Raw genomic sequence first — 23,822 nt, 5'->3', positions numbered from 1 at the left:
CGGTAAAATCTTGTTATTTTACTGCTGAACGAGGGTTTCGACTCGGAAAAGACTTAAACACCACTATCAGGCATTCTGCTGTCATATAAAATTGAAAGCATGGGATATACTCTGGACAGTTTTTTCCTACTTATCCTTACGAGGAGCCTGGAGAACAGCTTTGCGCGTTAGTCGTTCACTTACGATCAAGCAGATGGCAACGGTTTCAGCGATTGCCATTATCACCATCTGCATCTTTATCGTTATTCAGCTTTTCCATTTTGTGCAGCAGCGCAGGGTTGACTACGCCCAGCAAATGGAAAACATCGCGCACACCGTTCGTCAGCCCTTGTCTGAAGCGGTACTGCGCGCCGACATCCCTGAGGCAGAGAGCATCCTTAATTCGCTTAAACCGGCGGGAATTTTGTCACGAGCTGATGTGGTGCTGCCGAATGCATTTCAGGCGTTGCACACGGATTTTTCGCCGGAAAAACCGGTGCCACGGCTGGTGGCTCGCGTGTTTGAACTGCCGGTGCAGATTACGGTGCCGCTCTATGCAACGGAGCGCACTGCGGCACCGAAACCGTTGGCATATCTGGTGTTGCAGGCTGACTCATGGCGTGTCTATCAGTTTATCCTCAGCACCGTCGCCACCATGTTGACCACTTATTTGCTGCTGGCGCTGATCCTGTCAGTGGCGATCAGCTGGTGTATCAACCGGCTGGTGATTCATCCGCTGCGTGATATTTCACGCGAGCTGCAGGCGCTGCCGCCGCAGGATATTCTCACCCATAAACTGACTATTCCGCCGCTGCATCGTGATGATGAAATTGGCATGTTGATTCGCAGTTATAATCGCAATCAGCAGGTGCTGGAATCAATACATGATGAGATGAGCCGCCTGACCACTCACTTTGCACTGACCGATTTGCCAAACCGAACGCTGTTTCTTGCGCTGCTGGAGCAGCATATGAGATCGGCCGGTACGCTCAGTGGTTTTACCGTGATGGTACTGCGTGTTGAGACTTTGCAGGAAGCCAATGGCGTTCTGACCGATGAACAACGCGACACCCTTATTTTGACGCTGACGGAAAAAATTCGCAGCTGTCTGGATGACCGAACGGTGCTGGCGCAGCTGAACGGCAGTGATTTTGCGCTGCTGGCGAAAAGGGCCAACAGCCCGTTTCGCGCGGTGCGTCTGGCGCGCAATATGATGATGCGTCTGACACAACCGGTGTCGCTGCAACATATGCAAATTCGTCCGGTTGCCAGTATTGGTATGGCGCAGCGTGATGCCGCCACCCTCGCCGTGGCTGACCTGCTGGGTCGCGCGACTTCAGCGATGATGTCGGCGCGCCATCAGGGGAAAAATCAGATTCTGTTTTATGATCCGCTGCTGACCGAGCGCGCGCAAAAGCGCCTGACGCAGGAACATGACATCTTGCGCGGACTGGAACAGGAACAATTTGCGCTCTATCTGCAGCCCCAGGTCAATATGCAAACCGGTGAGCTGGTGGGGGCTGAAGCGCTGTTACGCATGCGTCAGCCGGATGGCAGCTACAATTTGCCGGAAGATTTTATTGTCGGTGCCGAAGAGCTTGGCGTGATTGGCGATTTGGGCCGCTGGGTATTTGAAGAGTCCTGTCGCGTACTGGCCGGCTGGCAAAAGCGCGATATTATTCTGCCGCTTAGCGTCAATATTTCAGCGGTACAGCTGCGCGATCCCGGCATCGTGCCGCATTTACAAGATTTGCTGGCGCGCCATCGAATTTTGCCTGGCAGTCTGGTGCTGGAAATTACCGAGACCGCCGAGATTGGCGATCCGCAACAGGCCGCCGCATTGTTAAGTGCATTGCAGCGAGTTGGCGTGGCGGTAGCGCTGGATGATTTTGGGATGGGCTATTCCAATCTTAACTATCTGCGCCAGTTTAAATCATTGCCAATCAGTAAGTTGAAGATGGACCGCAGCTTTGTATCGGCACTGCCTGCTGACGATACTATGGTCAAAATCATCGCGGCGATCGCTGAAATTGTTGATATTGATGTGGTGGCTGAAGGAGTGGAAACTGACGAGCAGCGCGACTGGCTATTGGCGCGCGGGATTAATATTGGTCAGGGCTATCTCTACTCTCCGGCATTGCCGCTGGCCAGTTTTGATCAGTGGTTACTGCGTGCGGATTATCTGAAATCAAACCCTTCCAGATAACGCTTTAGGTTAATCCAGGGTTATGGATTTTCATGCTGAAGCGTTTCAGTTCATAGTTATTGATTATGCTTTCATCAGCTTGTGTCAAGATATATCAATCTTGTTACCCCGATGTTATTTTCCGCGCTGTTGTTCAATTCTAATGATAGCGATGTAAATCGCATGTTCGGCCGCAAACGGAAACGCTTTTTATGAAAACATCACTGTTCAAAAGCCTTTATTTTCAAGTTCTTACTGCTATCGCCATCGGCATCCTGCTCGGGCATTTCTACCCGGATCTGGGCGCGCAGATGAAGCCACTTGGCGATGCATTCGTTAAACTGATTAAAATGATTATCGCCCCGGTCATCTTCTGTACGGTAGTTACCGGTATTGCCGGTATGGAAAGTATGAAGGCGGTCGGGCGAACCGGTGCGGTAGCACTGCTCTATTTCGAAATTGTCAGCACCATTGCGCTAATTATCGGACTGCTGGTGGTCAACATTGTGCAGCCTGGCGCCGGGATGAATGTCGACCCGGCCACGCTGGATGCCTCTGCGGTGGCGGTCTATGCCCAGCAGGCTGAGCAGCAAGGGGTAATACCGTTCCTGCTGGATATCATTCCTTCCAGCGTGATTGGCGCTTTCGCCAGCGGGAATATTTTGCAGGTACTGCTGTTTGCCATTCTGTTTGGTTTTGCCCTGCATCGCCTCGGTGATAAAGGCACGATGATTTTCAATGTCATTGAGAGCTTCTCCAAAGTGATCTTTGGCATCATTAATATGATTATGCGTCTGGCACCGATAGGCGCCTTCGGCGCGATGGCCTTTACCATCGGTAAATATGGCGTTGGCTCGCTGGTGCAACTCGGACAGCTGATTATCTGCTTCTACATCACCTGTGTGCTGTTCGTGGTGGTGATTTTGGGGCTGATATCGCGTTACGTCGGCTTCAATATCTTCAAATTTATCGGTTACATCAAAGAAGAATTACTGATTGTGCTTGGCACCTCCTCTTCTGAATCAGCGCTGCCGCGCATGCTTGAGAAGATGGAGCGGCTGGGCTGTAAGAAATCGGTGGTGGGACTGGTGATTCCGACCGGCTACTCGTTTAATCTCGACGGCACCTCAATCTATCTGACTATGGCCGCGGTGTTTATCGCTCAGGCGACCAACAGCCATATGGATATCGTCCATCAGATTACCCTGCTGGTCGTGTTACTGCTGTCATCGAAAGGCGCGGCAGGCGTCACCGGCAGTGGGTTTATCGTGCTGGCTGCTACCCTCTCAGCGGTGGGCCATCTGCCGGTGGCGGGCCTGGCGCTGATCCTCGGTATCGACCGCTTTATGTCGGAAGCCCGTGCGCTGACTAACCTGATTGGTAACGGTGTGGCGACGGTGTTTGTTTCCAAATGGGTTGGACAGCTGGATGAGAAAAAGATGAAAGAAACGCTGTCGTCATCGGTTAAAACTGAAAAAACCGCCTGAAAAATCACTCTGAGCGACTAATTCAGCTAAAAAGCCCCTGAAATGCCCGCAGCAGCTTGCCCTTGCTGCGGGCATTTGCATAATAATCCCCACTTAGCATTTTTTTTCATGATATTTCACTTCGTTGCGCGACATCTTTCTAATCGCGTGGTCTAAGAAGCTGTTCTCTTAAAACAGCAGCTTCCCTTTGTGATCTTATGAACTGATAACAAAGGATAACGTAGCGCCAGTGATTATTATTGGTTTGTTATTGAGTAGGGGTTCACATGCAGGGCACCAGATTACGTCTTTTGGTTGGTGGGTTGTTACTGGCAACAGTCAGTTACACGGTGCAGGCTGAAACACTACAACCAGATCCTGCCTGGCAGCAGGGGAAATTAGCAAATGGATTTAACTGGCAGGTGCTCAGTACGCCGCAGCGCCCCAGTGACCGGGTCGAAATTCGACTGCTGGTGAATACCGGATCGTTGGTGGAGACCGCCCAACAGATCGGATTCAGCCACTTATTACCACGTCTGGCGCTGGTGCATAATACCGCGCTGGATACTACGCAGCAGCGAGCACTGTGGGCCCAGGGCATCGACCCAAGCCGCCCATTGCCGCCTGCCGTTACCTCGTATGATTTCACCCTTTATAATCTCAGCCTGCCGAACAATCGCCCGGAAGTGGTCAAAGATGCCCTGAGCTGGCTGGCCGCTACTGCCGGCAAAATGACGATTAACGATCAGGTGGTGAATACTGCGATCAATGCTGATAACCCGGTGAAAACCTGGCCGACGAATCCCCAGGATGTCTGGTGGCGCTACCGGCTAAAAGGCTCACTGTTATTGGGGCACGATCCCTCTGAACCCGCCAAAGCGCCTGTTGATATCAACCAGCTGAGCAGCTTCTACAAGCAGTGGTATACCCCTGATGCGATGACCCTGTTTGTGGTCGGTAATGTCGATACCCGCAGCTTGTCAGAGCAGATTAATAAAGCGTTCTCCTCGCTGGAAGGCAAGCGTGAAGCGCCTTCACCGATGCCGACTCTTTCGCCGTTGCCGCATCAGCCGGTCAATCTGGTGAATAATGACGTCAGCCAGGATCGCCTGTCGCTAATATGGGATACCGCCTGGCCGCCGATTCGTGATTCACAAAACCTGACGCGTTACTGGCAGAGTGACCTGGCACGTGAGGCGCTGTTCTGGCATGTGCAGCGGGTGCTGAGTGACAGTAAAGCGCAGGGCGTGCAGGTGGGTTTCGATTGCCGTGTGCTGTATCAGCGCGCCCAGTGCGGAATTAATATGGATTCCAGCAACAGTACGTTACTGGAAAATATGAATCTCATTGCCCGCGAGCTGGCGAATATTCGTGATAACGGCCTGCCAAAGGATGAGTTTGATGCGCTGATGGTGCAGAAAACCGCTGAGCTGAACAAGCTGTTTGCTACCTATGCGCGCACCAGTACTGATGTGCTGATGAGTCAGCGTCTGCGCTCGCAGCAGAATGCGGTGGTGGATATCGCTCCTGAGCAGTATCAGAAACTGCGCCAGGCCTTCCTGTCTGAATTAACGCTGCCGATGTTAAATCAGGAGTTACGTCAGCAGCTAACGCAGGAACTGACCATGGTGCTGATGCAGCCGCAGGGTGAAGCCGAAACCAATGTCAAATCACTGCAGGAGAGCTGGCAGCGCATTATGACTCCGGCGACTGCGGCCAGCGCACCGGCTGACATCAATAAACCGGAAGTGTCAGATATTCCGGTTCCGCAGTCCTGACAGGATTGCAGGGCGGGAGCCGGAAACGGCTCCCGTTTAGGGATTTCAGTAACCCCGTTTACAGCTTTCGCGTAAGTAATATCTTCGGCATCCGGCTCTGATGTATAACGCCGATCACCTCAACACCGCCAGGCGGCTGTAGGTAATAAATCACATAGCTTAAACTGAACACTCCGGGTAACAGGGTTAAATCTTCTGTACGGCTAATATTTGGATGAGAGGCCAGCAAATGCAGGGTGTCGCGCAAATCCATTAGCGCATTTTCCGTTAGTTTGCAGCGCTCACTTACATATCCTTCATAAGCTCATCGAATACTGCATCACCATCATGAACAAGGCCTGCTTTAGTCTGAGCAATAGACTGGGCCAGTTCAGCTTGAAGGTGCAGAAGTTTTCATACCTCGATTTGGTCGTTTTTTCTGCAGAAATCAGAACAGCAACGCGTTTACCATGTTTACTGATCTCAATCGGTTCGCGCTGCGTTTTCATCAGCGGCTCAAAAGCTAAAGGTGCTAATGACAGGATGGTCCACCTTAGTTCGACTAATTCGAAAATCATGACGAAGCACTGGCAGGCGTGACGTAAATGAGTGGCAAGGTGTAGGGCGGAGTTAAAAGGATTGCGGTAATCTCAGCGATTTGGCGCTTAATCACATTGGTTATGCTCTGACTACCCATAGAGTTAACAGTGCCCGGCAGGGCACTGATTGGAAGATTAACTGCACTTATTGTGGCATAGCACTTTTGGGAATGATCGCCCCGCGGTGCTGAATAACGGTACTGGCCGTCAGGTGACCGCGCCCGGCGGCCTGCTCTGCACTGCCGCCGGATAAGCGTACCGCAAGATAACCGGCGCTGAAAGAGTCACCTGCTGCGGTAGTATCCACCACTTTGTCGCTGGCGAGTCTGACCGCAGGCACTTCGACTAATGGCGTATCACCGGTCGCAACCAGGCAGGATTCGGCACCGCGTTTAATCACAATCTCTTCAACGCCCGCAGCAAGCGTGCGCGCCACAACCTGCTCAATGGTCGCTTCACCCCACAGTAGGGTTTCATCATCCAGCGTCAGAAACGCGATATCGGTGCAGGCCAGCATCGCGGCGTAAGTCTGCTGCGCCTCTTCACGGCTTTGCCACAAGCGCGGGCGATAGTTGTTATCAAAAATCACCTTACCGCCGTTACCGCGACACTCGGCTAACAGCGTCATCAGTCGGGCACGGCTGTTGTCGTTAAGAATTGCCAGGCTGATACCGCTCAGATAGAGATAATCGAACAGCGCCAACTCTTCACAAATTTCATCGGCGCGTTCGCTTTCCAGCCAGTAACGGGCGGCCGCTTCATTGCGCCAGTACCAGAAAGTGCGCTCTCCCGCAGCATCAGTTTCGATAAAATAGAGCCCTGGCAGTTTGTTTTCCATGCGCTGGACCAGCGTGGTACTGACATTTTCCTGCTGCCAGGCGTCAATCATTTCGTTGCTGAAGGTATCGGTTCCCAGCGCGGTGACATACTCGACCGCGATCGTGCCGGCGGGCAACTGACGTGCGAGGTAGACCGCGGTGTTCAGGGTATCACCGCCAAATCCACGGCTTAAATCTGCGCCTTTTTGCGACAGTTCAATCATGCATTCGCCAATGATGGCAATTTTTTTATGCGTCATGGTTTCCAGCCTCAGGAAATATCAGTTCCTAGTCTCGCTTTGCATCAAGCCTCAGTCAATGATTTAAAACGCTGTTTTAAATTTATTTACAGCGAATATATGATGATTAAATAGCCTGGCTGACCGCTAAAGTGATCGCTATTAATTCGATTGAAAAGTTAAGGAGCTGATAAACTGGAGGGTGTGAAACTGGCTTTCAATGCCGGTAAAGTTATGCAGGCCAGTGCCGATACTTGCTGAGCGGGATGCCATTTGAGGCAATCTCAAATAACCAGGATGTAAACCATGATGCTGAAAAAAATCAGTCATCGGCTTCCTTCCTCAATTGTTGTGCAAAAACATCAGGAAGAGCGTCTGTTCTGGAAACAGTGTCAGCGATTGTACACTTTTCAGCCGATCTACCAGGTCACTGGTCGCTTGATGGCAATTGAGTTGCTTACCGCGGTGTTTCATCCTGCCGCGCCGAGTCAAAGGTTATCGCCCGAAGACTATTTTGCCGCGCTTGATATTTCACAGCGGTTACATATCGTCCAGGAACAGCTTGAGCTACTGATCCAGTGGGAAAGTAAATTTATTGATGGTGATCTGGTCGCTTCCGTCAATATCGACGGGCCATCGCTATTAGCCATACAGCATCACCACAACATTCGGGCATTGATTGCCCGGCTGCCGTGGGTGCGCTTTGAGCTGGTTGAGCATCACGTATTACCACAGGAAGAGATTGTCGCGCAGATGCCTGAACTTGGCCCACTGTGGCTGGACGACTTTGGCTCCGGCATGGCAAATTTTTCTGCACTGACCGAATTAAAGTATGACTACATCAAGCTGGCGCGTGAGCTGTTTGTTCTGCTGCGCGCCACCGAAGAAGGCCGTAATCTTTTTCTGATGTTACTGGCGTTAATCAATCGCTACTGTAAGGGGGTGATTGTTGAAGGTGTGGAAACTGCGGAGGAGTGGGCGCAGGTGCAAAGCTCTTCAGCCTTTGCTGCACAAGGCTATTTTTTCTCGCGGCCGTTACCGTTTGAGCAGCTGACGGATATTCCTCTGCAACTGATCTGATGCCGATCTCATTGGTCTCTACTATCTTTAATCAAAGATAAAGGATGAGCAAGGAGTTGGAGATGTCGCGTAGTGGGAAAATAATAAGCTGGATCGTCGGGATTTTTTTGTTGCTGGTGATCATTGTGGTACTGGTTATTGCTTTCTTTGACTGGAACCGCCTGAAACCCACCATCAACCAGAAAGTCTCGACGGAGCTAAACAGACCCTTCGCTATTCGGGGCGATCTGGGTGTCGCCTGGCAGCGCAATCGTGATGAACCGGGCTGGCGTAGCTGGATACCCTGGCCGCATGTGCACGCCGAAGATATTATGCTCGGCAACCCGCCTGAAATTCCTGAAGTCAGCATGGTGCATCTGCAACGAGTCGATGCCACGCTGGCACCGTTAGCGCTGATCGGTAAGCAGGTGTGGATTCCGTGGATCAAACTGCAGCAGCCGGATGCCAAACTGATCCAGACCGCCGACGGTAAAAATAACTGGACGTTTAATCTGGCAGAGAGCGAAAACAAGGATGACAGTCAGACACCATCTGCCTGGTCATTCCGTCTTGATAATATTATGTTTGATCGCGGGCAAATCGACTATCGCGACGAAATCAATAAAGCCAAAGTGCAGATACTGGTTGATCCGCTGGGCAAACCGGTGCCTTACGGCCAGCTGGCTGGCGGTGACGATAAACAGGAAAATGCGGCCGACTTTGTTTTCGGCTGGAAAGCGCGCGGTACCTACAATAATGAGCAGTTGAACGGCGATGGCAAAATCGGCGGCATGCTCTCTTTACGCAGTAAAACGACTCCATTCCCGATTCAGGCTGACGTGCGCAATGGCACCACTCGCGTTCGTATTGCGGGTATCGTGCAGGACCCGATGAATCTGGGAGGCGTTGATCTGCGCCTGCGCTTTTCAGGTGATACGCTGGCCAATCTGTATGGTCTGACCGGCGTGCTGCTGCCGGACACGCCGCCTTATGAAACCGATGGTCGCTTGCAGGCGCGTTTCCAGCAAAAAGGCGGCGCGGTATTCCGCTATCAGAACTTTAACGGCAAGATTGGCGACAGCGATATTCACGGTACTCTGACTTACAGCCAGGGTAAACCACGGCCAAAACTGGAAGGTTCACTTGAGTCACGCCAGCTGCGTATGGCTGATTTGGGGCCGCTGATCGGCGTCGATTCGGGTAAAGGCAGTGAGAAAACCAAACAGGCGAAGGCAAAACGCGGTGAAGCCTCTTCTCAGCCAGCCGATCGGGTACTACCGCATGATAAATTCGATACCAAAAGCTGGGACGTGATGGATGCGGATGTGAAGTTCAGCGGTAAGCGTATTGAACACAGCAATTCGCTACCGATAAGCGATCTTTACACTCATCTGGTGTTGAAGAAGGGGGATTTGCGCCTCGATCCGCTGCGGTTTGCCATGGCCGGTGGCAACCTGAATTCCACCATTCATTTAGAAGGTGACAGAACGCCGATGCGCGGACGCGCCGATATTCACGCGCGCAAGCTGAAGCTGCGCCAGCTCTTCCCAGGTGTGGAGGCGATGCAGAGCAGTCTGGGGCAGATGAACGGTGATGCAACGCTGAGCGGTACCGGCAATTCGGTGGCTGACCTGCTGGCAACCAGCAACGGTAATTTGAAATTACTGATGAATGACGGTCTGATCAGCCGCAGCCTGATGGAGATTGTCGGACTCAACGTCGGTAACTACCTGGTCGGCAAACTGTTTGGCGATGACGAGGTGCGCATTAACTGCGCCGCCGCCGACCTCAATGTACGCAATGGCCTGGCATCAACGCGGCTGTTTGTGTTTGATACTGAAAATGCGGTGATTAATATTTCCGGCACCGTCAATTTTGCTAATGAGCGGCTTGATTTGTCGATCGATCCGGAAAGTAAGGGCATGCGCATTATTACCCTGCGTTCACCGCTGTATGTGCGCGGCACCTTTAAAAATCCGGATGCTGGTGTGAAAGCCGGCCCACTGATTGCACGCGGTGCGGCGGCCGTGGCACTGGGCGCGGTGGTTGCACCTGCGGCAGCGTTGCTGGCACTGATTTCAACCAGCGATGGTGATGATAATCAGTGCAGTAATGTGTTGCAGCAGATGAAGTCGAAGAAGTAGACCAAAAAAAGCCGGACGATGTCCGGCTGTTCACTCAGTGATGGGGGGATGCCCTCAAAGCGTCTGGTGTCGCGTCTCTTTCGAGGCGATCAGCGCCAGCAGCGTCAGGCAGGCCATCGCGGCGAGGTATAAACCCACCGCATACAGACCATAGGTGGTTGCCAGCCAGGTGGCGATGTAAGGTGCCACTGAAGCGCCAAGAATTGACGACAGGTTGTAGGAGAATGATGCACCGGTATACCGCACTTCGGTCGGGAACAGCTCCGGCAGCAGCGCACCCATTGGGCCAAAAGTCAGGCCCATAATACTCAGACCCAGCAACAGAAAGCCCATCACCACCCATTGATTACCTGAACCCAGCATCGACGGGAACAGCAGCGAGAAGGCGATAATCATCAGGGTAATCACAATCATGGTTTTACGACGGCCAAAGCGATCCGCCAGTACACCGGCAATTGGCACGGTAATACCAAAACCAATGACTGCCACCATCAGCATCCACAGGAAGCTATTACGTGAATAACCCAGACCAATTGGTTCAGCTGCGGTTCCGTAACTCATTGAGTAAACAGTCATAATATAAAACAGCGTATAGGTCGCCAGCATAATAAAGGTGCCGATAATCGTTGCCTTCATATGCTTACTGAACAGGGTGCCAATCGGAACTTTAACCTGCGCATTGGCTTTCTGTACTTTGGCGAACACCGGCGATTCATGCAGCGATACGCGGACATATAGGCCGATCAGCACCAGCACCGCCGAGAGAATAAACGGGACGCGCCAGCCCCATTCCATAAATTGCTCATCGCTTAACAGCCATGAGAGCAGCAGGAAGGTGCCGTTGGCAAAGAAGAAACCAATCGGTGCCCCCAGCTGTGGGAAAGAGCCATACAGTGCCCGCTTCTTCGCCGGGGCATTTTCGGTTGCCAGTAGCGCTGCGCCGCCCCATTCGCCGCCAAGACCGAGGCCCTGACCAAAGCGCGCCAGCGCCAGCAGCAGAGGAGCGAATACGCCAATGGTCTCGTAGCTGGGCAGCAGGCCAATTACTACGGTTGAAATACCCATGGTCAGTAGCGAAGCAACCAGCGTGGCTTTGCGGCCTACGCGGTCGCCGAAGTGGCCAAACACCGCAGAACCAATGGGGCGTGCAATAAAGGCAATGGCAAAAGTCGCCAGCGACTGTAGCGTGGCAACGGTGGCATCGCCCTGTGGGAAGAAAATATGCGGGAAGACGATAACCGCTGCCGTGGCATAAATATAGAAATCGAAGAATTCGATAGCCGTGCCGACCAGCGAAGCGACCAGCACTTTTCCGCGTGAGTTTACTGGTGTGGCATCGTGTTCGGCGTCGAGAGTTGGTGCGATGGAGGCTTGCATAATTGTTTCTTATTTTTAATACGTGAAAGGGAATCTTACGCACAGCAAATGGCGCATTCAATGGCGAAAGGCGGTGTCGAAACGGACCTTGTTGGTTGAAAAGTCGATAATTTTTATCAATGGATATTTGCTGGCGAATGCCAAGGCGATTGAGCCATTTTTTAGCGGGAATCACTGGCAAAGGGCTAAATAAAAGTTAGCTGTCAGCGATTAATGCTGGATACTGCGCAAAATTCAACCGCAGGACGAGATTTTTAACTGTTTTTTCAGCGTTTCATCGGTGTGGAGGCGGTGCGCCACCGCTAGTCTGTGTGGCGCACCGGTCGATTATTGCGTGCCTGAGTCGGTCACTGACTCTGGCATTATCTTGTCATCTTTGTACTGCGCGGTGGCAATCCACGCGGCGCAAAACAGCGTCAGACGTGCGAAGAAGTAGAAGAACGCCATCAGCCCCAGTACCGAGCCAAACGCGGCACCCGAAGGGGAAGAGGCCAGTTTTGGTAGCGTCAGGGTCATAATAAATTTAATCACTTCAAAGCCAATCGCCGCCAGCAACGTGCCGCGTAACAGCGCTTTTTTGCGGGGTTTATGGCGCGGCAAAATCCAGAAAATCCATAAGAACAACAGATAGTTGGCAAATATCGAAATCGACAGGGCAATCACCGTCAGCGCCGGACGTAACCATTCAATATGATCAAGACCAAGGGCACTGACAATTGCTGCCTGCGCCGAACCCGCCACTGAAGTCAGCGACAGGGTAATAATCAGCGCCAGCACCAAACCGGTAAGCGAAATAAAGTCGCGGGTATATCTGAAGTAAATCTTCTCTTTGTCGGTGGGATTCCGCTCCCAGACATCGCGCGACTGGGCGCGAATCGCCTCGCGCAGATTACCCATCCAGCTAATCCCGGAATAGAGCGCAATCAACAAACCGGTCAGGCCGACGGTGGTGCGCTGCTGAATTGCCGTATTCACGGTATTTTTCAGGGTCTGAGCCAGCGTCGGATCGCTGATACTGCTGACAATTTTATCGATCAGTTCGGTCAGCAGCGTGGGATGCGAGGCGAGAATAAAGCCGACGGCGGCAAAGGAGACCATTAAAATCGGGATAAGCGATAAAAAGGAAAAGTAGGTAATCGCCGCGCCGAACTGGCTGCCGAGACGATCGTTAAAACGTTCACCCGCGCGGATAAAATGCGCCACCGCAGGGATAGCCTGGAACCAGCTGACAAAACGTGACACGCGAGTAATCGAGTGATCAACGGTTTTATTACCGGTTTTAATGGAGATCAGTGGCTTCTCTTCAGCCACTTCATGGGGTTGGTTGGGTTGATTTTGCTTGTCCGTCATTAACCGCTCTTGTCCTTATTTTTAAATGCCTGAATAATAATTATAGCCCGGCTGTCACTCTGCGTAGCGTTTCATCGCCTGAGTCAGCCATTCCATAAACACCTGCACCCGACGAGCCAGGTTACGCCGGTGTGGGTAAATCAGTGAAACCGGCATCGGCTGGGCGCAAAATGCCGGTAGCACCTCTTGCAGCGTTTTCGCTTTTAATTCGCTCTGTACCCCAACGCGGGGCACCTGAATAATTCCTAATCCAGCGATGCAGGCTGCGCGATAAGTTTCGGTACTGTTTACCGTCATTACGCCCCCGGTCTGAATGATATGGCAACGCTGACCATCAAAAAACTCAAACCCAACGGGTGGGCTACCCAGCTGCTGGCTGTAGTGCACCATCGCATGTTGTGACAAATCATCCAACGTTTGCGGCGTACCAAAACGGGTCAGATAGTTCGGGCTGGCGCAATTTATCATTGGCAGATGTCCGAGCGGACGGGCGATCAGGCCGGAATCCTTCAGCGTACCGACGCGCACCACACAATCAAAGCCTTCACTGATTACATCAACCAGCCGGTCGCTGCTGCTGAGTTCCAGCTCAATCGCCGGATAGTGCTGTAAAAATTCCGGCAGCCGTGGAATAACAAAATTACTCGCCAGACTGACCGGCATATCCACCCGCAGCCGTCCGCTGAGAGTGGCGGGATCGTGCTGGAACAGTGAATCCATCTCATCCAGCGTCGCCAGCAGGTCGCGACAGCGCTCATAGTAGATCATGCCGTCCTGGGTGAGCTGGACGCGCCGCGTAGTGCGATGCAACAGCCGGACGCCCATCTGATTTTCCAGTGCCTGTAACTGGCGCGAAACGCTGCCTTTAGGCAGACCCAGGCTTTCGGCGGCGCGGGTGAAACTCTGCATTTCAGCTACTCTGACAAAAACCTGCATAGCGTGAATTTTATCCATTTTGTGCACCGATTGTTATCTGTAGTGAAACAATGAAACGTAGCTATAGGCGTTTATAGATCAAAACGAGAGGAATATCCTGATTTTCGTCCCCACTTATCTCCGAGGAGCTTAAAATGACGCGTAAAATTGCATTGATCACCGGTGGCAGCCGCGGTTTAGGTAAGAATGCAGCCCTGAAGCTGGCTAAAAAGAGCAGTGACATCATTTTGACCTACCACAGCAAACAGCAGGAAGCGCAGGCGGTAGTTGAGGAGATTGAAGCACTCGGCGCGCGTGCGGTGGCGCTTCAACTGGATATATCGGACAGCAGCAGCTTTGATGCTTTTGCCACTGAGGTGAGACATCAGCTAAAAACGCTGTGGCAGCGCGAGAGTTTTGATTATTTATTAAACAATGCGGGTATTGGCATTCACGCTCCGTTTGAAGAGACCAGTGAAGCGCAATTCGATCAACTGGTGAATATTCAGTTCAAAGGGCCATTTTTCCTGACGCAAAAGTTGTTGCCGCTATTGGTTAACGGTGGCCGTATTCTGAACGTTTCCAGTGGGCTGGCGCGCTTCAGCCTGCCGGGCTACTCCGCGTATGCAGCAATGAAAGGCGCGATGGAAGTGCTGACGCGTTATCAGGCGAAAGAGCTGGGCGCACGTGGCATTGCGGTAAATATTATCGCGCCGGGTGCCATTGAAACTGATTTTGGTGGTGGCGTGGTCAGGGATAACAGCGAGTTAAATGCTTTTATCGCTTCACAAACTGCGCTGGGGCGCGTTGGGTTACCGGATGATATTGGCGATGCGATTGCGGCGATTCTCAGTGATGAAAGCGGCTGGATCAATGCGCAACGTATTGAAGTGTCTGGCGGGATGTTTATCTGAGGCGGCATTGATGCCTCTGGCGTACGGGAGCCGTTTTCGGCTCCCGTACTGATGTCATTGTTGATTAAAGCCGGATAGTGCCATCAATCACCGTCACCGTCTGGCCACCAATCCAGATGTCATCATTCTTGTAGCTGACCTGCACTCGGCCATTGCGTTGCATCGCCGTGCCCTGACGCACCCGGTAATCATCGTTTTTTCCCTGCTGCTGAAAATAGCGAGCGAGACAGGCATTGGCGCTGCCGGTTACCGGATCTTCCGTCAGTGATCCCTGCTCAATCAGCAAGCCACGCACTTCATACTGCTCATCCCCTTCGGCCAGTGGACCAAACGGCATCACGCCGTTGACGTTGGCGTGTTGTTGCAGGCGTTCGAGATCTGCCGGATTCGGCTTTATTGCCAGTACCGCCTCCGCAGAAAGCATCGGCACCAGCAGCCAGCGAATCCCCATATCTGCCACCATAACCGGCTGCTGTTGATCAAAGGCATCACTGTTTAACGCCGACGTGAGCAGTGCATCACTGTACGGTGTCAGAGTAGCGGCCGGGGCGGCAAAGGCCAGCGAGCCGTCGTCGGCAATATTGATCGTCACCAGACCAACACCGCACTGCTGCACGATTTGCCCGGCGTTTTTACACGCAATGCCTGCTTCCAGCAGCGCATGGGCGCTGCCAAGCGTCGGGTGCCCGGCAAACGGCAATTCATAATCCGGCGTGAAAATGCGCAGGCGATAGTCAGCCGCTGCGTCAGTGGCTGGCAGCACAAACGTGGTTTCCGACAGATTGGTCCAGCGCGCAATATCAGCCATCTGTGAATCGCTTAAGCCGTCGGCCTGCATAATCACCGCCAGCGGATTGCCATTAAAAGCAGAACTGGTGAAAACATCGACCTGTTTAAACGGTATGAATTGTGACATTGAGATCTCGCTATGCTGACGAATAAGCTCTATTACTACTGCGAAGAGATTGCCATCGTCAACCAATGGGTTTATGAATAACACTATGTACCTTAAGAGAAAGTGACGGTTTTATGCTGAAAATTCTGGGAAGAGCGTCATCGATTAACGTCAGAAAAGTACTGTGGCTGTGCGACGAACTGGATATCGATTTTCATCGTGAAGAGTGGGGCGAAGGGTTCAAATCGCCTCATGAAGCAGAATTTTTAGCCCTTAATCCGAATGCAATGATTCCGGTGATTCAGGACGGTGATCTGGTGATGTGGGAATCGAACGCCATTATTCGCTATCTGGCGAACGCTTATGGCGGCGAATGGCTCTATCCCCAGCAGCCACGCGCCCGTGCGCCGGTTGATCAGTGGATCGACTGGCAGGCCACTGAACTCAACACGTCCTGGCGCTATGCATTTATGTCGCTGGTGCGTAACTCGCCTGCGCATCAGGACCCAAGGTTACTGGCCGCCGCCTGTAAAGGCTGGTCGCACACCATGGGCATTCTGAATAAACAGCTGGAAAGAACCGGTCGCTATGTTGCGGGGCGTCATTTTTCGCTGGCGGATATTCCGGTCGGGCTGTCGGTTAACCGCTGGTATGAGACGCCGCTGGATCATCCGAGTTTGCCCGCGGTGCGCGCCTATTACGAGCGTCTGACCGAGCGCAGCGGCTATGCCACCTGGGGACGTAACGGAACGCCCTGAGATTTAACCGATGCCCGGCGACAGGCCGCTCATCTCACAGGCCAGCGCGCCGGTACGTTTAATTGCGTAAGTGTAACGCTCATCAAACGGGTAGCAACAGGAGAGTCGCAGCGCGTTATTACAGCGTTCACTCAGGGTATAGAGTGCGCCTGGCGTAACGCAGATTTTCTCCTGGAGCAGACGGTGGAACAGCGCAATACCATCGACATTACCCGGTAGCTCAACCCAAAAGACAAAGCCGCCCTGCGGCAGGGTGGCGCGTGTACCTTGGGGGAAGTGGCGAGCAATCAGACCACGCGCTTCATCCAGCTGACTGATATAGCGACGGCGCAGACTGCGCAAATGATGATCGTAACCACCCGACTCAAGGAAATGCCCCAGCGTTTCCGAAAGCAGTATCGATTCTGACATCGATGACACCGCTTTTAATCGCGCAATCTCCGCGCTGAAGCGACCTGCTACTATCCAGCCGACACGGAAATCCGGTGCGAGCGTTTTGGTAAAGCTGGAGCAGTAAATCACCCAGCCATCGCGATCAAAGGCTTTTACCGCAGGTGATAGCGGCGTGCAGAACTGTAACTCGCCGTATAACCCGTCTTCAATTAGCGGAACCTGGTAGTGATTAACCAGCTGCGCCAGTCGCTTTTTATCTTCCAGTGACATGCTGCAACCCAGCGGATTCTGCACGTTCGGCATGGCTATCAGCGCCGAGATGCGTTTCTCAATTAACAGCATTTCCAGCGCATCCAGCGACAGTCCACGCTGTGGATCGGTGGGAATTTCAATCGATTTTAGTCCGAGGCTGGCGAGCAGCGGAAACAGGAAAAAATAGGTCGGAGTCTCCAGTCCGACACAGTCTCCCGGTTTAGTCAGGGCGCGTAGTGCCAGTTGCAGCGCCTCCATACAGCCGTGGGTCAGCGTAATATCGTCAGCAACCAGTGCCATGCCGGAATCCATCGCGCGTCTGGCGACCTCCCGGCGCAGGCGCATGCTGCCAGGCGGCATGGCATAGCGACCAATCATTCCCGGCTGGCGGCGCAGCAGTGAGGCCATAATGCGGCTCAACCTGGCCGCCGGATAGAAATCGCCATTTTGCGGGCAGGCCAGTGAAATATTGGTGTAGTCAGGATGATTTTGTGCGGCAAAAACGGTATCAATAAGATCCAGTTTTTCACTACTCGGTGACGAAACTTGAGCACGATGCTTACTGGCTTTGGTCACGGACGGCAGTACCCCACGGACAAAATAACCCGACTGCGGTCGCGCTTCTATCAGGCCGCGATCTTCAAGGATCCGCCAGGCATTTAACACCGTATTGACGCTAACCTGATGTGAACCTGCAACCCGACGAATCGCCGGTAATCGGCTGCCAGGAGGATAAGTGCCATGATGAATCGCAGTGGCAAAGGTTTCGGCCAGCTGATGATAGAGCGTCGTTTCCTGTGGTTCGATGATGGACACAATTTCCTCCTGACCTGATGGTTACAATGCGTTCATTTGTCAGATTGTACTCAATACAATAGTCATTTTGTGTATCTGTTACCATCATGCAGTAGTTTTTACACTGGTGCTCTGATAATTCATAAACAGGTGCACCATGCTCGATCCCTCATTTTTCAGTTATGTCACCGTAATGTCGATCACACCCGGCCCAAATAACCTGTTGCTGGCAACGTCAGGGGTTAACTTTGGCCTGCGGCGGACGCTGCCAATGGTTTTCGGTATTTTAGTTGGCTGTGCGATACAAACCATGCTGGCTGGCTTACTGCTGGAGGTGTTACTGCACTGGATGAGCCAGGTGCGTTTGCCGCTGACTTTGCTCGGCTGTACTTATCTGCTCTGGCTGTCGTGGAAACTGTTTCGCTCATCGGCACCGGAAATGCGGGCCAACGGTCGGCCCATGACGCTGATTGGCGGCGCACTGTTTCAGGCAGTAAATCCCAAAGCCTGGCTGATGGCGACCAATGTTGCCTTGTTGTACAGCGCCAGCAGCGGAGTATTAACCGTGATGGCAGGTTTTATGCTGCTTAATCTACCCTGTATCCTGGTCTGGGCGGTGATGGGCGATCGTTTACGTCATCATCTGCAAATACCGTGGAAGCTGAAGCTGTTTAATAGCGTAATGGCGTTGTCGCTGGTGGCTACCACACTATGGATGCTGATTGAGGCGCTGCAATATTAATGGCACATCTGATAAAAAGCCCTCATCGCAAATGAGGGCAGGTTGGTTTACTGTCTGATTAAGCGCGGAACTTCAGGAGTTTCTTCAAAATTGCTGCGGAATGGATTAATATCTAAACCTCCTCTGCGCGTATATCTGGCAAAAACAGTTAATTTATCGGGACGGCAGTAATGGTTGATATCATTAAAAATTCGTTCAACGCACTGTTCGTGAAATTCATTATGCATTCTGAATGAAATCAGATATCGCAATAGTTTTTCTCTGTCTATCCTGTTTCCTTTATACTTAATTACAACGCTTCCCCAGTCAGGCTGATTAGTCACCAGACAATTAGACTTTAACAGATTAGAAGAGAGTGACTCATAAACATAGTCGCCGGAAGTGGCGTCAGAAAGATATTGAGGATTAAAGTCATAATCATCGATCTGTATGTCAAGATGATCAATGCACTCTCCCGGAAGTGAGGTGGTTAATAAGGGATAATGATTGAGGTGAGGATAAATTTTAACGCTAACCTGACCGTTGGCGGCCTGGGATAAGTCTTTTTTAAGTGCTGCCGAAACATGATCCGGCGTATCAAATTTGCTTTGATTAAAACTATTAAGATAGAGTTTAAAAGATTTCGATTCGATCAGATTACTGCTGGTTGCCGGAATAATAAACTCGGCAATAGCAACAATCGGCTTACCGCGCGGATTTAACCAGGAAAGCTCGAATCCAGTCCAGAGATCAAAGCCTGAAAATGGCAAGTTGTCTGGCTTAATATCAATTTCATCCCGGCCATAAGCTCTTGGCAGAGATTCCAGTAAATCGGGTGAGTAATACTGAATATATTCAGTATTTTTACCGAGCAGGGTGATTCCTTCGTTACTTTTCACAGGCATTCCTTTTTTGTGCGTTAATATATCTACTGAATAACTCACGAGCTGCATAGATCGGCCCGACACCGATGATGGCGTAGGCTAACTTTATGATAAATTGTGAAATAATCATGGTTTGTATGGTTTCTGTACTCAGTACGTTATAAAAAGCAAGAGTACAGAATATAATACTGTCTATAGCCGAAGCTATCACCGTACTGGTAATCACCCGGATAAACAGAAATCTGGAATTAGTCAGCTCTTTTATTTTACATAACAGTAAGGAGTTTATATTTTCTGAAATCAGATAGGCACAGCTTGATGCAAACAGCACGGCGATAATGCTTTCGACAAACTCACTGTAGGATTTATTCAGATCCCATTCGCTCAGGCCGGGCAACAGACTGGTAGCCCATAATCCGGTAACAAATAAGATATTGGCGATAAAAGAGATAAGAATGGTTCTTCTGGCCATTCTTAGCCCGAAAAATTCATTAAGGATATCAACGAAAATAAATGTTAAAGGGTAAAAGAAAATGGCCGGTGGAACTACAAAATTAATCAGAGAGATATGAATGGCTTTAACCCCGCTGATAGTACAGAGAATATAGATCACACTCATTGCAACACTGATGATTAGATAAGCATACCAGGATCGTTCATGTCGATCAGTCAGATCGTAAGAGGTAATAGTATTGGTATCACCATATAAACGACGATAGAGAGCCTTAAGCTCATTGCGACTAAAGTCATCGGTTATTATACTGTTTTCTAATTCTTGTAATCCAATATTAATATGCTTGCCCGTTGCAAGAACCATAATATTGGCTTTTATTGTATTGGCGCGACTAAATCCCAGCAGCTTGTATTTTTTATTGCAGTCCATTTAATATTCATCCTTAAATATTTAAACTACATTTCATTTAAACTCACTCTTTCTTCAATAACTGCTCCCAGCAGAATTTCATTATATTGTAGCATATTATCATCAACATTATTATTTTGACTGAAATTTATTCCGTTTTTTTCTGAATAAAAGAGTCCAAGCTGTTTATTAGATGGCGGGCTGTGACGCTTTATAATAAGTATATCTCCAGGGAAAAATATATTTTTTATATTGTCTTCTACTTTTAATGCCACCATATTAGACACGTCACCAAAGTACCATGTTACCGGATACTGAGTAGCCAGAAATCCAATTCTTTGTTTAAAACACGACATAAAAACTGACTGCGGTATCACCGGAATTGCCGCAGGATTTTTATCTCCTTCAGGTGAGAGCATCTTCTCAATGAACTCAATCTGCTCTAAATCATGGTTTTCAATGATATCGCATGCCACGCCAAAGAAGTCAGCAATACGGGTTATGGTAGAATGCTGGACGTTATCTACCTTACCTTCAAGGATTTTATATAACGTTGCACGCGTTACGCCGGTGCGGTTGGAAAACGACACCTTCGTTTCACCCCGACTTCGTATAATATATTCTATATTATTGATTATGTTTTCTTTTCTTTGAGAGCCGGATACTTTCATAGATTAGCTTTCCCTGCATTTGACATAACTGTTTCAGAATATAGGTACTTCTAATTTCTTTACTATAATTTAATAGTAAAAGAAAGTATAAATATATAAAAATACGCTATTATTAATTGTGTTTTTCAATAAGGCCAATGTTTTACATGTTGCTGTAATTACATGTTCTAATTAGATACATTTAATTATGCAAACTGTATTCTTTTACGTTTACTTTTATGAAATATATTATTTATGTTGACTTTTATTGAGGGGAAAAGTTAATTTTCATCGTAAGTATGACTGGCTGATGGTTTAACTGAAAATTTAGAGTCAGAAGTAGAATGGAGCGTAAATTAGTGACGGGGCTTGATTGTTAACTCTTAATTTAAAATTTTTATTCTCAGGAGATAAAATGAATGGAGTCACTTCGCAAGACTGGCATCGGGAAGATATCCTTGCTGCCGTCAGAAAGAAGAAAAAGTCGCTTGCTGCTCTGTCGAGAGAAAATGGTCTGTCATCAGGTACGCTGACTAACGCATTACAAAGGCCCTGGCCGCGTGGGGAAAAGATTATCTCTCACGCCATTGGAGTCGCACCTGAAGAGATATGGCCCAGCCGATATCTGAATAAAATTTAATAAATTAATATTTATTTTCATAGCCTTACATAACAGCTTGTTTTGCTGTTATCTCTTTGCTCCACACCAGGGAAATTTAGATTTTTATTTTGCTGAAGATGCTGACTGATAAACGCCAGGCTGAATTAAAGAATCTGGCTAAAAAGTCTGACAGCGAGCTTGATTACCGCGGTATTCCCCTTCGGTAAGGCGCGGCTTAACGTTCTCCTGCGTAAGGAATTGCCGCGTGAGTTAAAGGGCAAATAATGTCTACGAAACAGGATTATCGCAAAAAAAAACGGCGGCATAATTGCCGCCGTTGTTCAGACAAGCTGACTTATCGACTAGTTCTGCGCTGCCGCGGCGGGTGCTGCTGCCGGAGCGTCGTTAGCGTTTGAATCGTCGTTCGCCGCTGGGGTCATTGGCGTGTAATCAAGCTGCAGAATACGGCTGGTATCACCCAACTCTTTTTCTGTCGCGGCAACGTTACCATTCAGTTTCTGGCCGTAAGAAGGGATGATCTCCTTCAGTTTAGCCTGCCACTCTGGCGTAGCGACTTTGTCTTTAAACACTTTGTTCATCAGATCCAGCATGATAGGTGCCGCAGTTGATGCGCCAGGTGAAGCACCGAGCAGTGCGGCGATGCTGCCATCCTGCGAGGAGACCACTTCGGTGCCCAGGCGCAGTACGCCGCCTTTCTCGGCATCTTTCTTGATGATTTGCACGCGCTGGCCTGCAATCACTAAATGCCAGTCCTCTTTCTTCGCGTCCGGGAAGTACTCTTTCAGCGCCTCGTAACGATCGTCATCAGACAGCATCACCTGGCTGATCAGGTATTTCACCAGATCAAAGTTATCCATGCCAACGTGCATCATCGGCATCACGTTAGAGGTGGTGATGGAACCGAACATATCCCACAGTGAACCGTTTTTCAGATACTTAGTGGAGAAGGTAGCGAACGGACCAAACAGCAGAACCTGTTTGCCATCCAGTACGCGGGTATCGAGGTGCGGAACGGACATTGGCGGCGCGCCAACGGAGGCTTTACCGTACACTTTCGCCAGGTGACGTTTTACCACTTCCTGGTTTTCAGTGACGAGGAATTCGCCGCCAACCGGGAAACCGGCATAGTTTTTCGCTTCAGGAATACCTGACTTTTGCAGCAGTGGCAGCGCTGCGCCACCGGCACCGATAAAGACGAATTTCGCCTTAATGGTTTTCTCTGCGCCATTATTTTTCAGATCAGCGATGGTGACATTCCAGCTACCGTCGTCATTACGCGTGATATCGCGCACTTCGTGGCTGGTCTGCAGATTAAATTTGTCGCTTTTTGACAGTGATGCCACTAACTGACGGGTGATCTCGCCAAAGTTAACATCAGTACCGATGGTAATGCGCGTCGCGGCAACTTTCTGCTTAGGATCGCGACCTTCCATCACCAGTGGGATCCACTGTTCAATTTGCTGATGATCTTCTGAGAATTCCATTCCGCGGAACAGCGTGCTCTGTTGCAGTGCGGCATAGCGCTTGCGCAGGAAATCGACGTTATCGTCGCCCCAGACAAAGCTCATATGCGGAGTGGTGTTAATAAAGCTGCGTGGATTTTGCAGCACGCCTTTCTGTACCTGATAAGACCAGAACTGACGTGAAATCTGGAAGGATTCGTTAATCTCTACGGCTTTGGAGATATCAATCGAACCATCTTCTTTTTCCGGCGTGTAATTCATCTCAGCCAGCGCTGAGTGGCCGGTACCGGCGTTGTTCCAGCCGTTAGAGCTCTCTTGTGCTACGCCATCAAGACGTTCGACCATCTCAATGGACCAATTCGGTTCAAGTTCATGCAGATAAGTCCCCAGAGTGGCACTCATAACTCCGCCGCCGATCAGCAATACATCGACGTTCTTTTCTTGTTCTGCAACTGCTTGTTTGCTAAAGCCAAAAGCATTCATACACAGCGCGAGAATTAATGCTGTTTTGCGCATTATGCGACATCTCCAACCGTTGATTTCTCAACATTTCTTTGCAGGCGATAGAGTTCCAGCTTCTGATGAGCGGTTAATCTATTTCCACCACGATAAAAAGGACACTCACGAGTAAAGCAACATAAAGCGTCATTTTGCTTAACTGCACGTTATACATGCGAGCAGAAATATAACATTCCTGAAATTAATTTGAACAATTTGTTTAAAAT

Annotated in this window: 20 protein-coding genes; 9 read left to right on the top strand and 11 right to left on the bottom strand. The window is 50.3% G+C overall.

Annotated elements, in window-relative coordinates:
- Positions 1-160 precede the first annotated feature (160 nt).
- The 3 genes from hmsP to ACP3TC_RS21135 all read left to right on the top strand — a co-directional run bounded on the left by hmsP (position 161) and on the right by ACP3TC_RS21135 (position 5,408).
- On the top strand, positions 161-2,185 hold the full coding sequence (gene hmsP / locus ACP3TC_RS21145; RefSeq protein ID WP_426817202.1) for a biofilm formation regulator HmsP: 2,025 nt from the start codon (positions 161-163) through the stop codon (positions 2,183-2,185).
- Between the two features lie 191 nt (positions 2,186-2,376).
- Positions 2,377-3,651: a dicarboxylate/amino acid:cation symporter gene (locus ACP3TC_RS21140; protein WP_313854847.1), complete on the top strand. Its 1,275-nt coding sequence runs from the start codon at positions 2,377-2,379 to the stop codon at positions 3,649-3,651.
- A 266-nt stretch (positions 3,652-3,917) separates the two neighbouring features.
- Positions 3,918-5,408, top strand: a complete 1,491-nt coding sequence (locus ACP3TC_RS21135) for a M16 family metallopeptidase (RefSeq protein WP_426817201.1) — start codon at positions 3,918-3,920, stop codon at positions 5,406-5,408.
- Between the two features lie 296 nt (positions 5,409-5,704).
- Here ACP3TC_RS21135 and ACP3TC_RS21130 read toward each other — a convergent pair whose 3' ends face one another.
- Together ACP3TC_RS21130 and ACP3TC_RS21125 are read right to left on the bottom strand one after the other, a co-directional pair.
- Entirely contained in the window at positions 5,705-5,965 is a 261-nt protein-coding gene (locus ACP3TC_RS21130) for a type II toxin-antitoxin system prevent-host-death family antitoxin (protein WP_426817200.1), read from the bottom strand.
- Between the two features lie 166 nt (positions 5,966-6,131).
- Positions 6,132-7,064, bottom strand: a complete 933-nt coding sequence (locus tag ACP3TC_RS21125) for a sugar kinase (RefSeq protein ID WP_313854854.1) — start codon at positions 7,062-7,064, stop codon at positions 6,132-6,134.
- A 285-nt stretch (positions 7,065-7,349) separates the two neighbouring features.
- Between ACP3TC_RS21125 and pdeH the strand changes: the two genes are divergently transcribed.
- Complete coding sequence (pdeH, locus tag ACP3TC_RS21120) at positions 7,350-8,123, top strand: cyclic-guanylate-specific phosphodiesterase (RefSeq protein ID WP_313854856.1); 774 nt, start codon at positions 7,350-7,352, stop codon at positions 8,121-8,123.
- Positions 8,124-8,185: 62 nt separating this feature from the next.
- Positions 8,186-10,246: an AsmA family protein gene (locus ACP3TC_RS21115; RefSeq protein WP_313854857.1), complete on the top strand. Its 2,061-nt coding sequence runs from the start codon at positions 8,186-8,188 to the stop codon at positions 10,244-10,246.
- Positions 10,247-10,300: 54 nt separating this feature from the next.
- Here ACP3TC_RS21115 and ACP3TC_RS21110 read toward each other — a convergent pair whose 3' ends face one another.
- From ACP3TC_RS21110 to ACP3TC_RS21100, 3 genes are all read right to left on the bottom strand, one after another.
- Positions 10,301-11,623: an MFS transporter gene (locus ACP3TC_RS21110; RefSeq protein WP_313854858.1), complete on the bottom strand. Its 1,323-nt coding sequence runs from the start codon at positions 11,621-11,623 to the stop codon at positions 10,301-10,303.
- A 327-nt stretch (positions 11,624-11,950) separates the two neighbouring features.
- Positions 11,951-12,973 carry an inner membrane protein YhjD gene (gene yhjD, locus ACP3TC_RS21105; protein WP_426817199.1) on the bottom strand — a complete coding sequence of 341 codons (1,023 nt, stop codon included), beginning with the start codon at positions 12,971-12,973 and terminating at the stop codon, positions 11,951-11,953.
- A 54-nt stretch (positions 12,974-13,027) separates the two neighbouring features.
- Positions 13,028-13,927, bottom strand: a complete 900-nt coding sequence (locus ACP3TC_RS21100; RefSeq protein WP_313854862.1) for a LysR family transcriptional regulator — start codon at positions 13,925-13,927, stop codon at positions 13,028-13,030.
- 116 nt (positions 13,928-14,043) lie between these two features.
- On the opposite strand from ACP3TC_RS21100, the gene ACP3TC_RS21095 reads away from it, so the two are divergent.
- On the top strand, positions 14,044-14,802 hold the full coding sequence (locus ACP3TC_RS21095; protein WP_426817198.1) for an SDR family NAD(P)-dependent oxidoreductase: 759 nt from the start codon (positions 14,044-14,046) through the stop codon (positions 14,800-14,802).
- A 64-nt stretch (positions 14,803-14,866) separates the two neighbouring features.
- On the opposite strand, the gene ACP3TC_RS21090 is transcribed toward ACP3TC_RS21095, so the two are convergent.
- Positions 14,867-15,718, bottom strand: a complete 852-nt coding sequence (locus ACP3TC_RS21090) for a PhzF family phenazine biosynthesis protein (RefSeq protein ID WP_313854868.1) — start codon at positions 15,716-15,718, stop codon at positions 14,867-14,869.
- Between the two features lie 113 nt (positions 15,719-15,831).
- Here ACP3TC_RS21090 and ACP3TC_RS21085 point away from each other — a divergent pair, with 113 nt between their 5' ends.
- Entirely contained in the window at positions 15,832-16,455 is a 624-nt protein-coding gene (locus tag ACP3TC_RS21085; RefSeq protein ID WP_426817197.1) for a glutathione S-transferase family protein, read from the top strand.
- A 3-nt stretch (positions 16,456-16,458) separates the two neighbouring features.
- On the opposite strand, the gene ACP3TC_RS21080 is transcribed toward ACP3TC_RS21085, so the two are convergent.
- Positions 16,459-17,916: a PLP-dependent aminotransferase family protein gene (locus ACP3TC_RS21080; RefSeq protein WP_313854872.1), complete on the bottom strand. Its 1,458-nt coding sequence runs from the start codon at positions 17,914-17,916 to the stop codon at positions 16,459-16,461.
- 136 nt (positions 17,917-18,052) lie between these two features.
- Between ACP3TC_RS21080 and ACP3TC_RS21075 the strand changes: the two genes are divergently transcribed.
- On the top strand, positions 18,053-18,637 hold the full coding sequence (locus ACP3TC_RS21075) for a LysE family translocator (protein WP_313854873.1): 585 nt from the start codon (positions 18,053-18,055) through the stop codon (positions 18,635-18,637).
- A gap of 47 nt (positions 18,638-18,684) precedes the next feature.
- On the opposite strand, the gene queF is transcribed toward ACP3TC_RS21075, so the two are convergent.
- The 3 genes from queF to ACP3TC_RS21060 are packed head-to-tail and all read right to left on the bottom strand — an operon-like array spanning position 18,685 to position 21,033.
- On the bottom strand, positions 18,685-19,521 hold the full coding sequence (queF, locus tag ACP3TC_RS21070) for an NADPH-dependent 7-cyano-7-deazaguanine reductase QueF (protein WP_426818309.1): 837 nt from the start codon (positions 19,519-19,521) through the stop codon (positions 18,685-18,687).
- Complete coding sequence (locus ACP3TC_RS21065) at positions 19,505-20,383, bottom strand: queuosine precursor transporter (RefSeq protein WP_426817196.1); 879 nt, start codon at positions 20,381-20,383, stop codon at positions 19,505-19,507. Before ACP3TC_RS21065 ends, queF begins: the two co-directional genes overlap by 17 nt.
- 26 nt (positions 20,384-20,409) lie before the next feature.
- Positions 20,410-21,033 (bottom strand): helix-turn-helix domain-containing protein, encoded by a 624-nt coding sequence (locus tag ACP3TC_RS21060; protein WP_426817195.1) that lies wholly within the window; start codon positions 21,031-21,033, stop codon positions 20,410-20,412.
- A 394-nt stretch (positions 21,034-21,427) separates the two neighbouring features.
- On the opposite strand from ACP3TC_RS21060, the gene ACP3TC_RS21055 reads away from it, so the two are divergent.
- Entirely contained in the window at positions 21,428-21,652 is a 225-nt protein-coding gene (locus ACP3TC_RS21055) for a helix-turn-helix domain-containing protein (protein ID WP_313854877.1), read from the top strand.
- Positions 21,653-21,975: 323 nt separating this feature from the next.
- Here ACP3TC_RS21055 and ACP3TC_RS21050 read toward each other — a convergent pair whose 3' ends face one another.
- Positions 21,976-23,613: a malate:quinone oxidoreductase gene (locus ACP3TC_RS21050; protein WP_426817194.1), complete on the bottom strand. Its 1,638-nt coding sequence runs from the start codon at positions 23,611-23,613 to the stop codon at positions 21,976-21,978.
- Positions 23,614-23,822: the final 209 nt, after the last annotated feature.

The organism is Winslowiella sp. 2C04, from assembly GCF_050037805.1.
In the GTDB taxonomy this organism is placed as follows: domain Bacteria; phylum Pseudomonadota; class Gammaproteobacteria; order Enterobacterales; family Enterobacteriaceae; genus Erwinia; species Erwinia toletana_A.
This window is presented reverse-complemented; position numbering and strand designations above follow the sequence as displayed.

What these genes read in the sequence shown, in the direction of transcription:
- ACP3TC_RS21130 (WP_426817200.1), bottom strand. Translation starts at nt 5,965, where the DNA reads ATGATTTTCGAATTAGTCGAACTAAGGTGGACCATCCTGTCATTAGCA.
- ACP3TC_RS21100 (WP_313854862.1), bottom strand. Translation starts at nt 13,927, where the DNA reads ATGGATAAAATTCACGCTATGCAGGTTTTTGTCAGAGTAGCTGAAATG.
- queF (WP_426818309.1), bottom strand. Translation starts at nt 19,521, where the DNA reads ATGCCTGTGAAAAGTAACGAAGGAATCACCCTGCTCGGTAAAAATACT.
- ACP3TC_RS21140 (WP_313854847.1), top strand. Translation starts at nt 2,377, where the DNA reads ATGAAAACATCACTGTTCAAAAGCCTTTATTTTCAAGTTCTTACTGCT.
- ACP3TC_RS21050 (WP_426817194.1), bottom strand. Translation starts at nt 23,613, where the DNA reads ATGCGCAAAACAGCATTAATTCTCGCGCTGTGTATGAATGCTTTTGGC.
- ACP3TC_RS21125 (WP_313854854.1), bottom strand. Translation starts at nt 7,064, where the DNA reads ATGACGCATAAAAAAATTGCCATCATTGGCGAATGCATGATTGAACTG.
- pdeH (WP_313854856.1), top strand. Translation starts at nt 7,350, where the DNA reads ATGATGCTGAAAAAAATCAGTCATCGGCTTCCTTCCTCAATTGTTGTG.
- ACP3TC_RS21055 (WP_313854877.1), top strand. Translation starts at nt 21,428, where the DNA reads ATGAATGGAGTCACTTCGCAAGACTGGCATCGGGAAGATATCCTTGCT.
- yhjD (WP_426817199.1), bottom strand. Translation starts at nt 12,973, where the DNA reads ATGACGGACAAGCAAAATCAACCCAACCAACCCCATGAAGTGGCTGAA.
- ACP3TC_RS21110 (WP_313854858.1), bottom strand. Translation starts at nt 11,623, where the DNA reads ATGCAAGCCTCCATCGCACCAACTCTCGACGCCGAACACGATGCCACA.
- ACP3TC_RS21085 (WP_426817197.1), top strand. Translation starts at nt 15,832, where the DNA reads ATGCTGAAAATTCTGGGAAGAGCGTCATCGATTAACGTCAGAAAAGTA.
- ACP3TC_RS21090 (WP_313854868.1), bottom strand. Translation starts at nt 15,718, where the DNA reads ATGTCACAATTCATACCGTTTAAACAGGTCGATGTTTTCACCAGTTCT.
- ACP3TC_RS21115 (WP_313854857.1), top strand. Translation starts at nt 8,186, where the DNA reads ATGTCGCGTAGTGGGAAAATAATAAGCTGGATCGTCGGGATTTTTTTG.
- ACP3TC_RS21065 (WP_426817196.1), bottom strand. Translation starts at nt 20,383, where the DNA reads ATGGACTGCAATAAAAAATACAAGCTGCTGGGATTTAGTCGCGCCAAT.
- ACP3TC_RS21060 (WP_426817195.1), bottom strand. Translation starts at nt 21,033, where the DNA reads ATGAAAGTATCCGGCTCTCAAAGAAAAGAAAACATAATCAATAATATA.
- ACP3TC_RS21075 (WP_313854873.1), top strand. Translation starts at nt 18,053, where the DNA reads ATGCTCGATCCCTCATTTTTCAGTTATGTCACCGTAATGTCGATCACA.
- ACP3TC_RS21095 (WP_426817198.1), top strand. Translation starts at nt 14,044, where the DNA reads ATGACGCGTAAAATTGCATTGATCACCGGTGGCAGCCGCGGTTTAGGT.
- ACP3TC_RS21135 (WP_426817201.1), top strand. Translation starts at nt 3,918, where the DNA reads ATGCAGGGCACCAGATTACGTCTTTTGGTTGGTGGGTTGTTACTGGCA.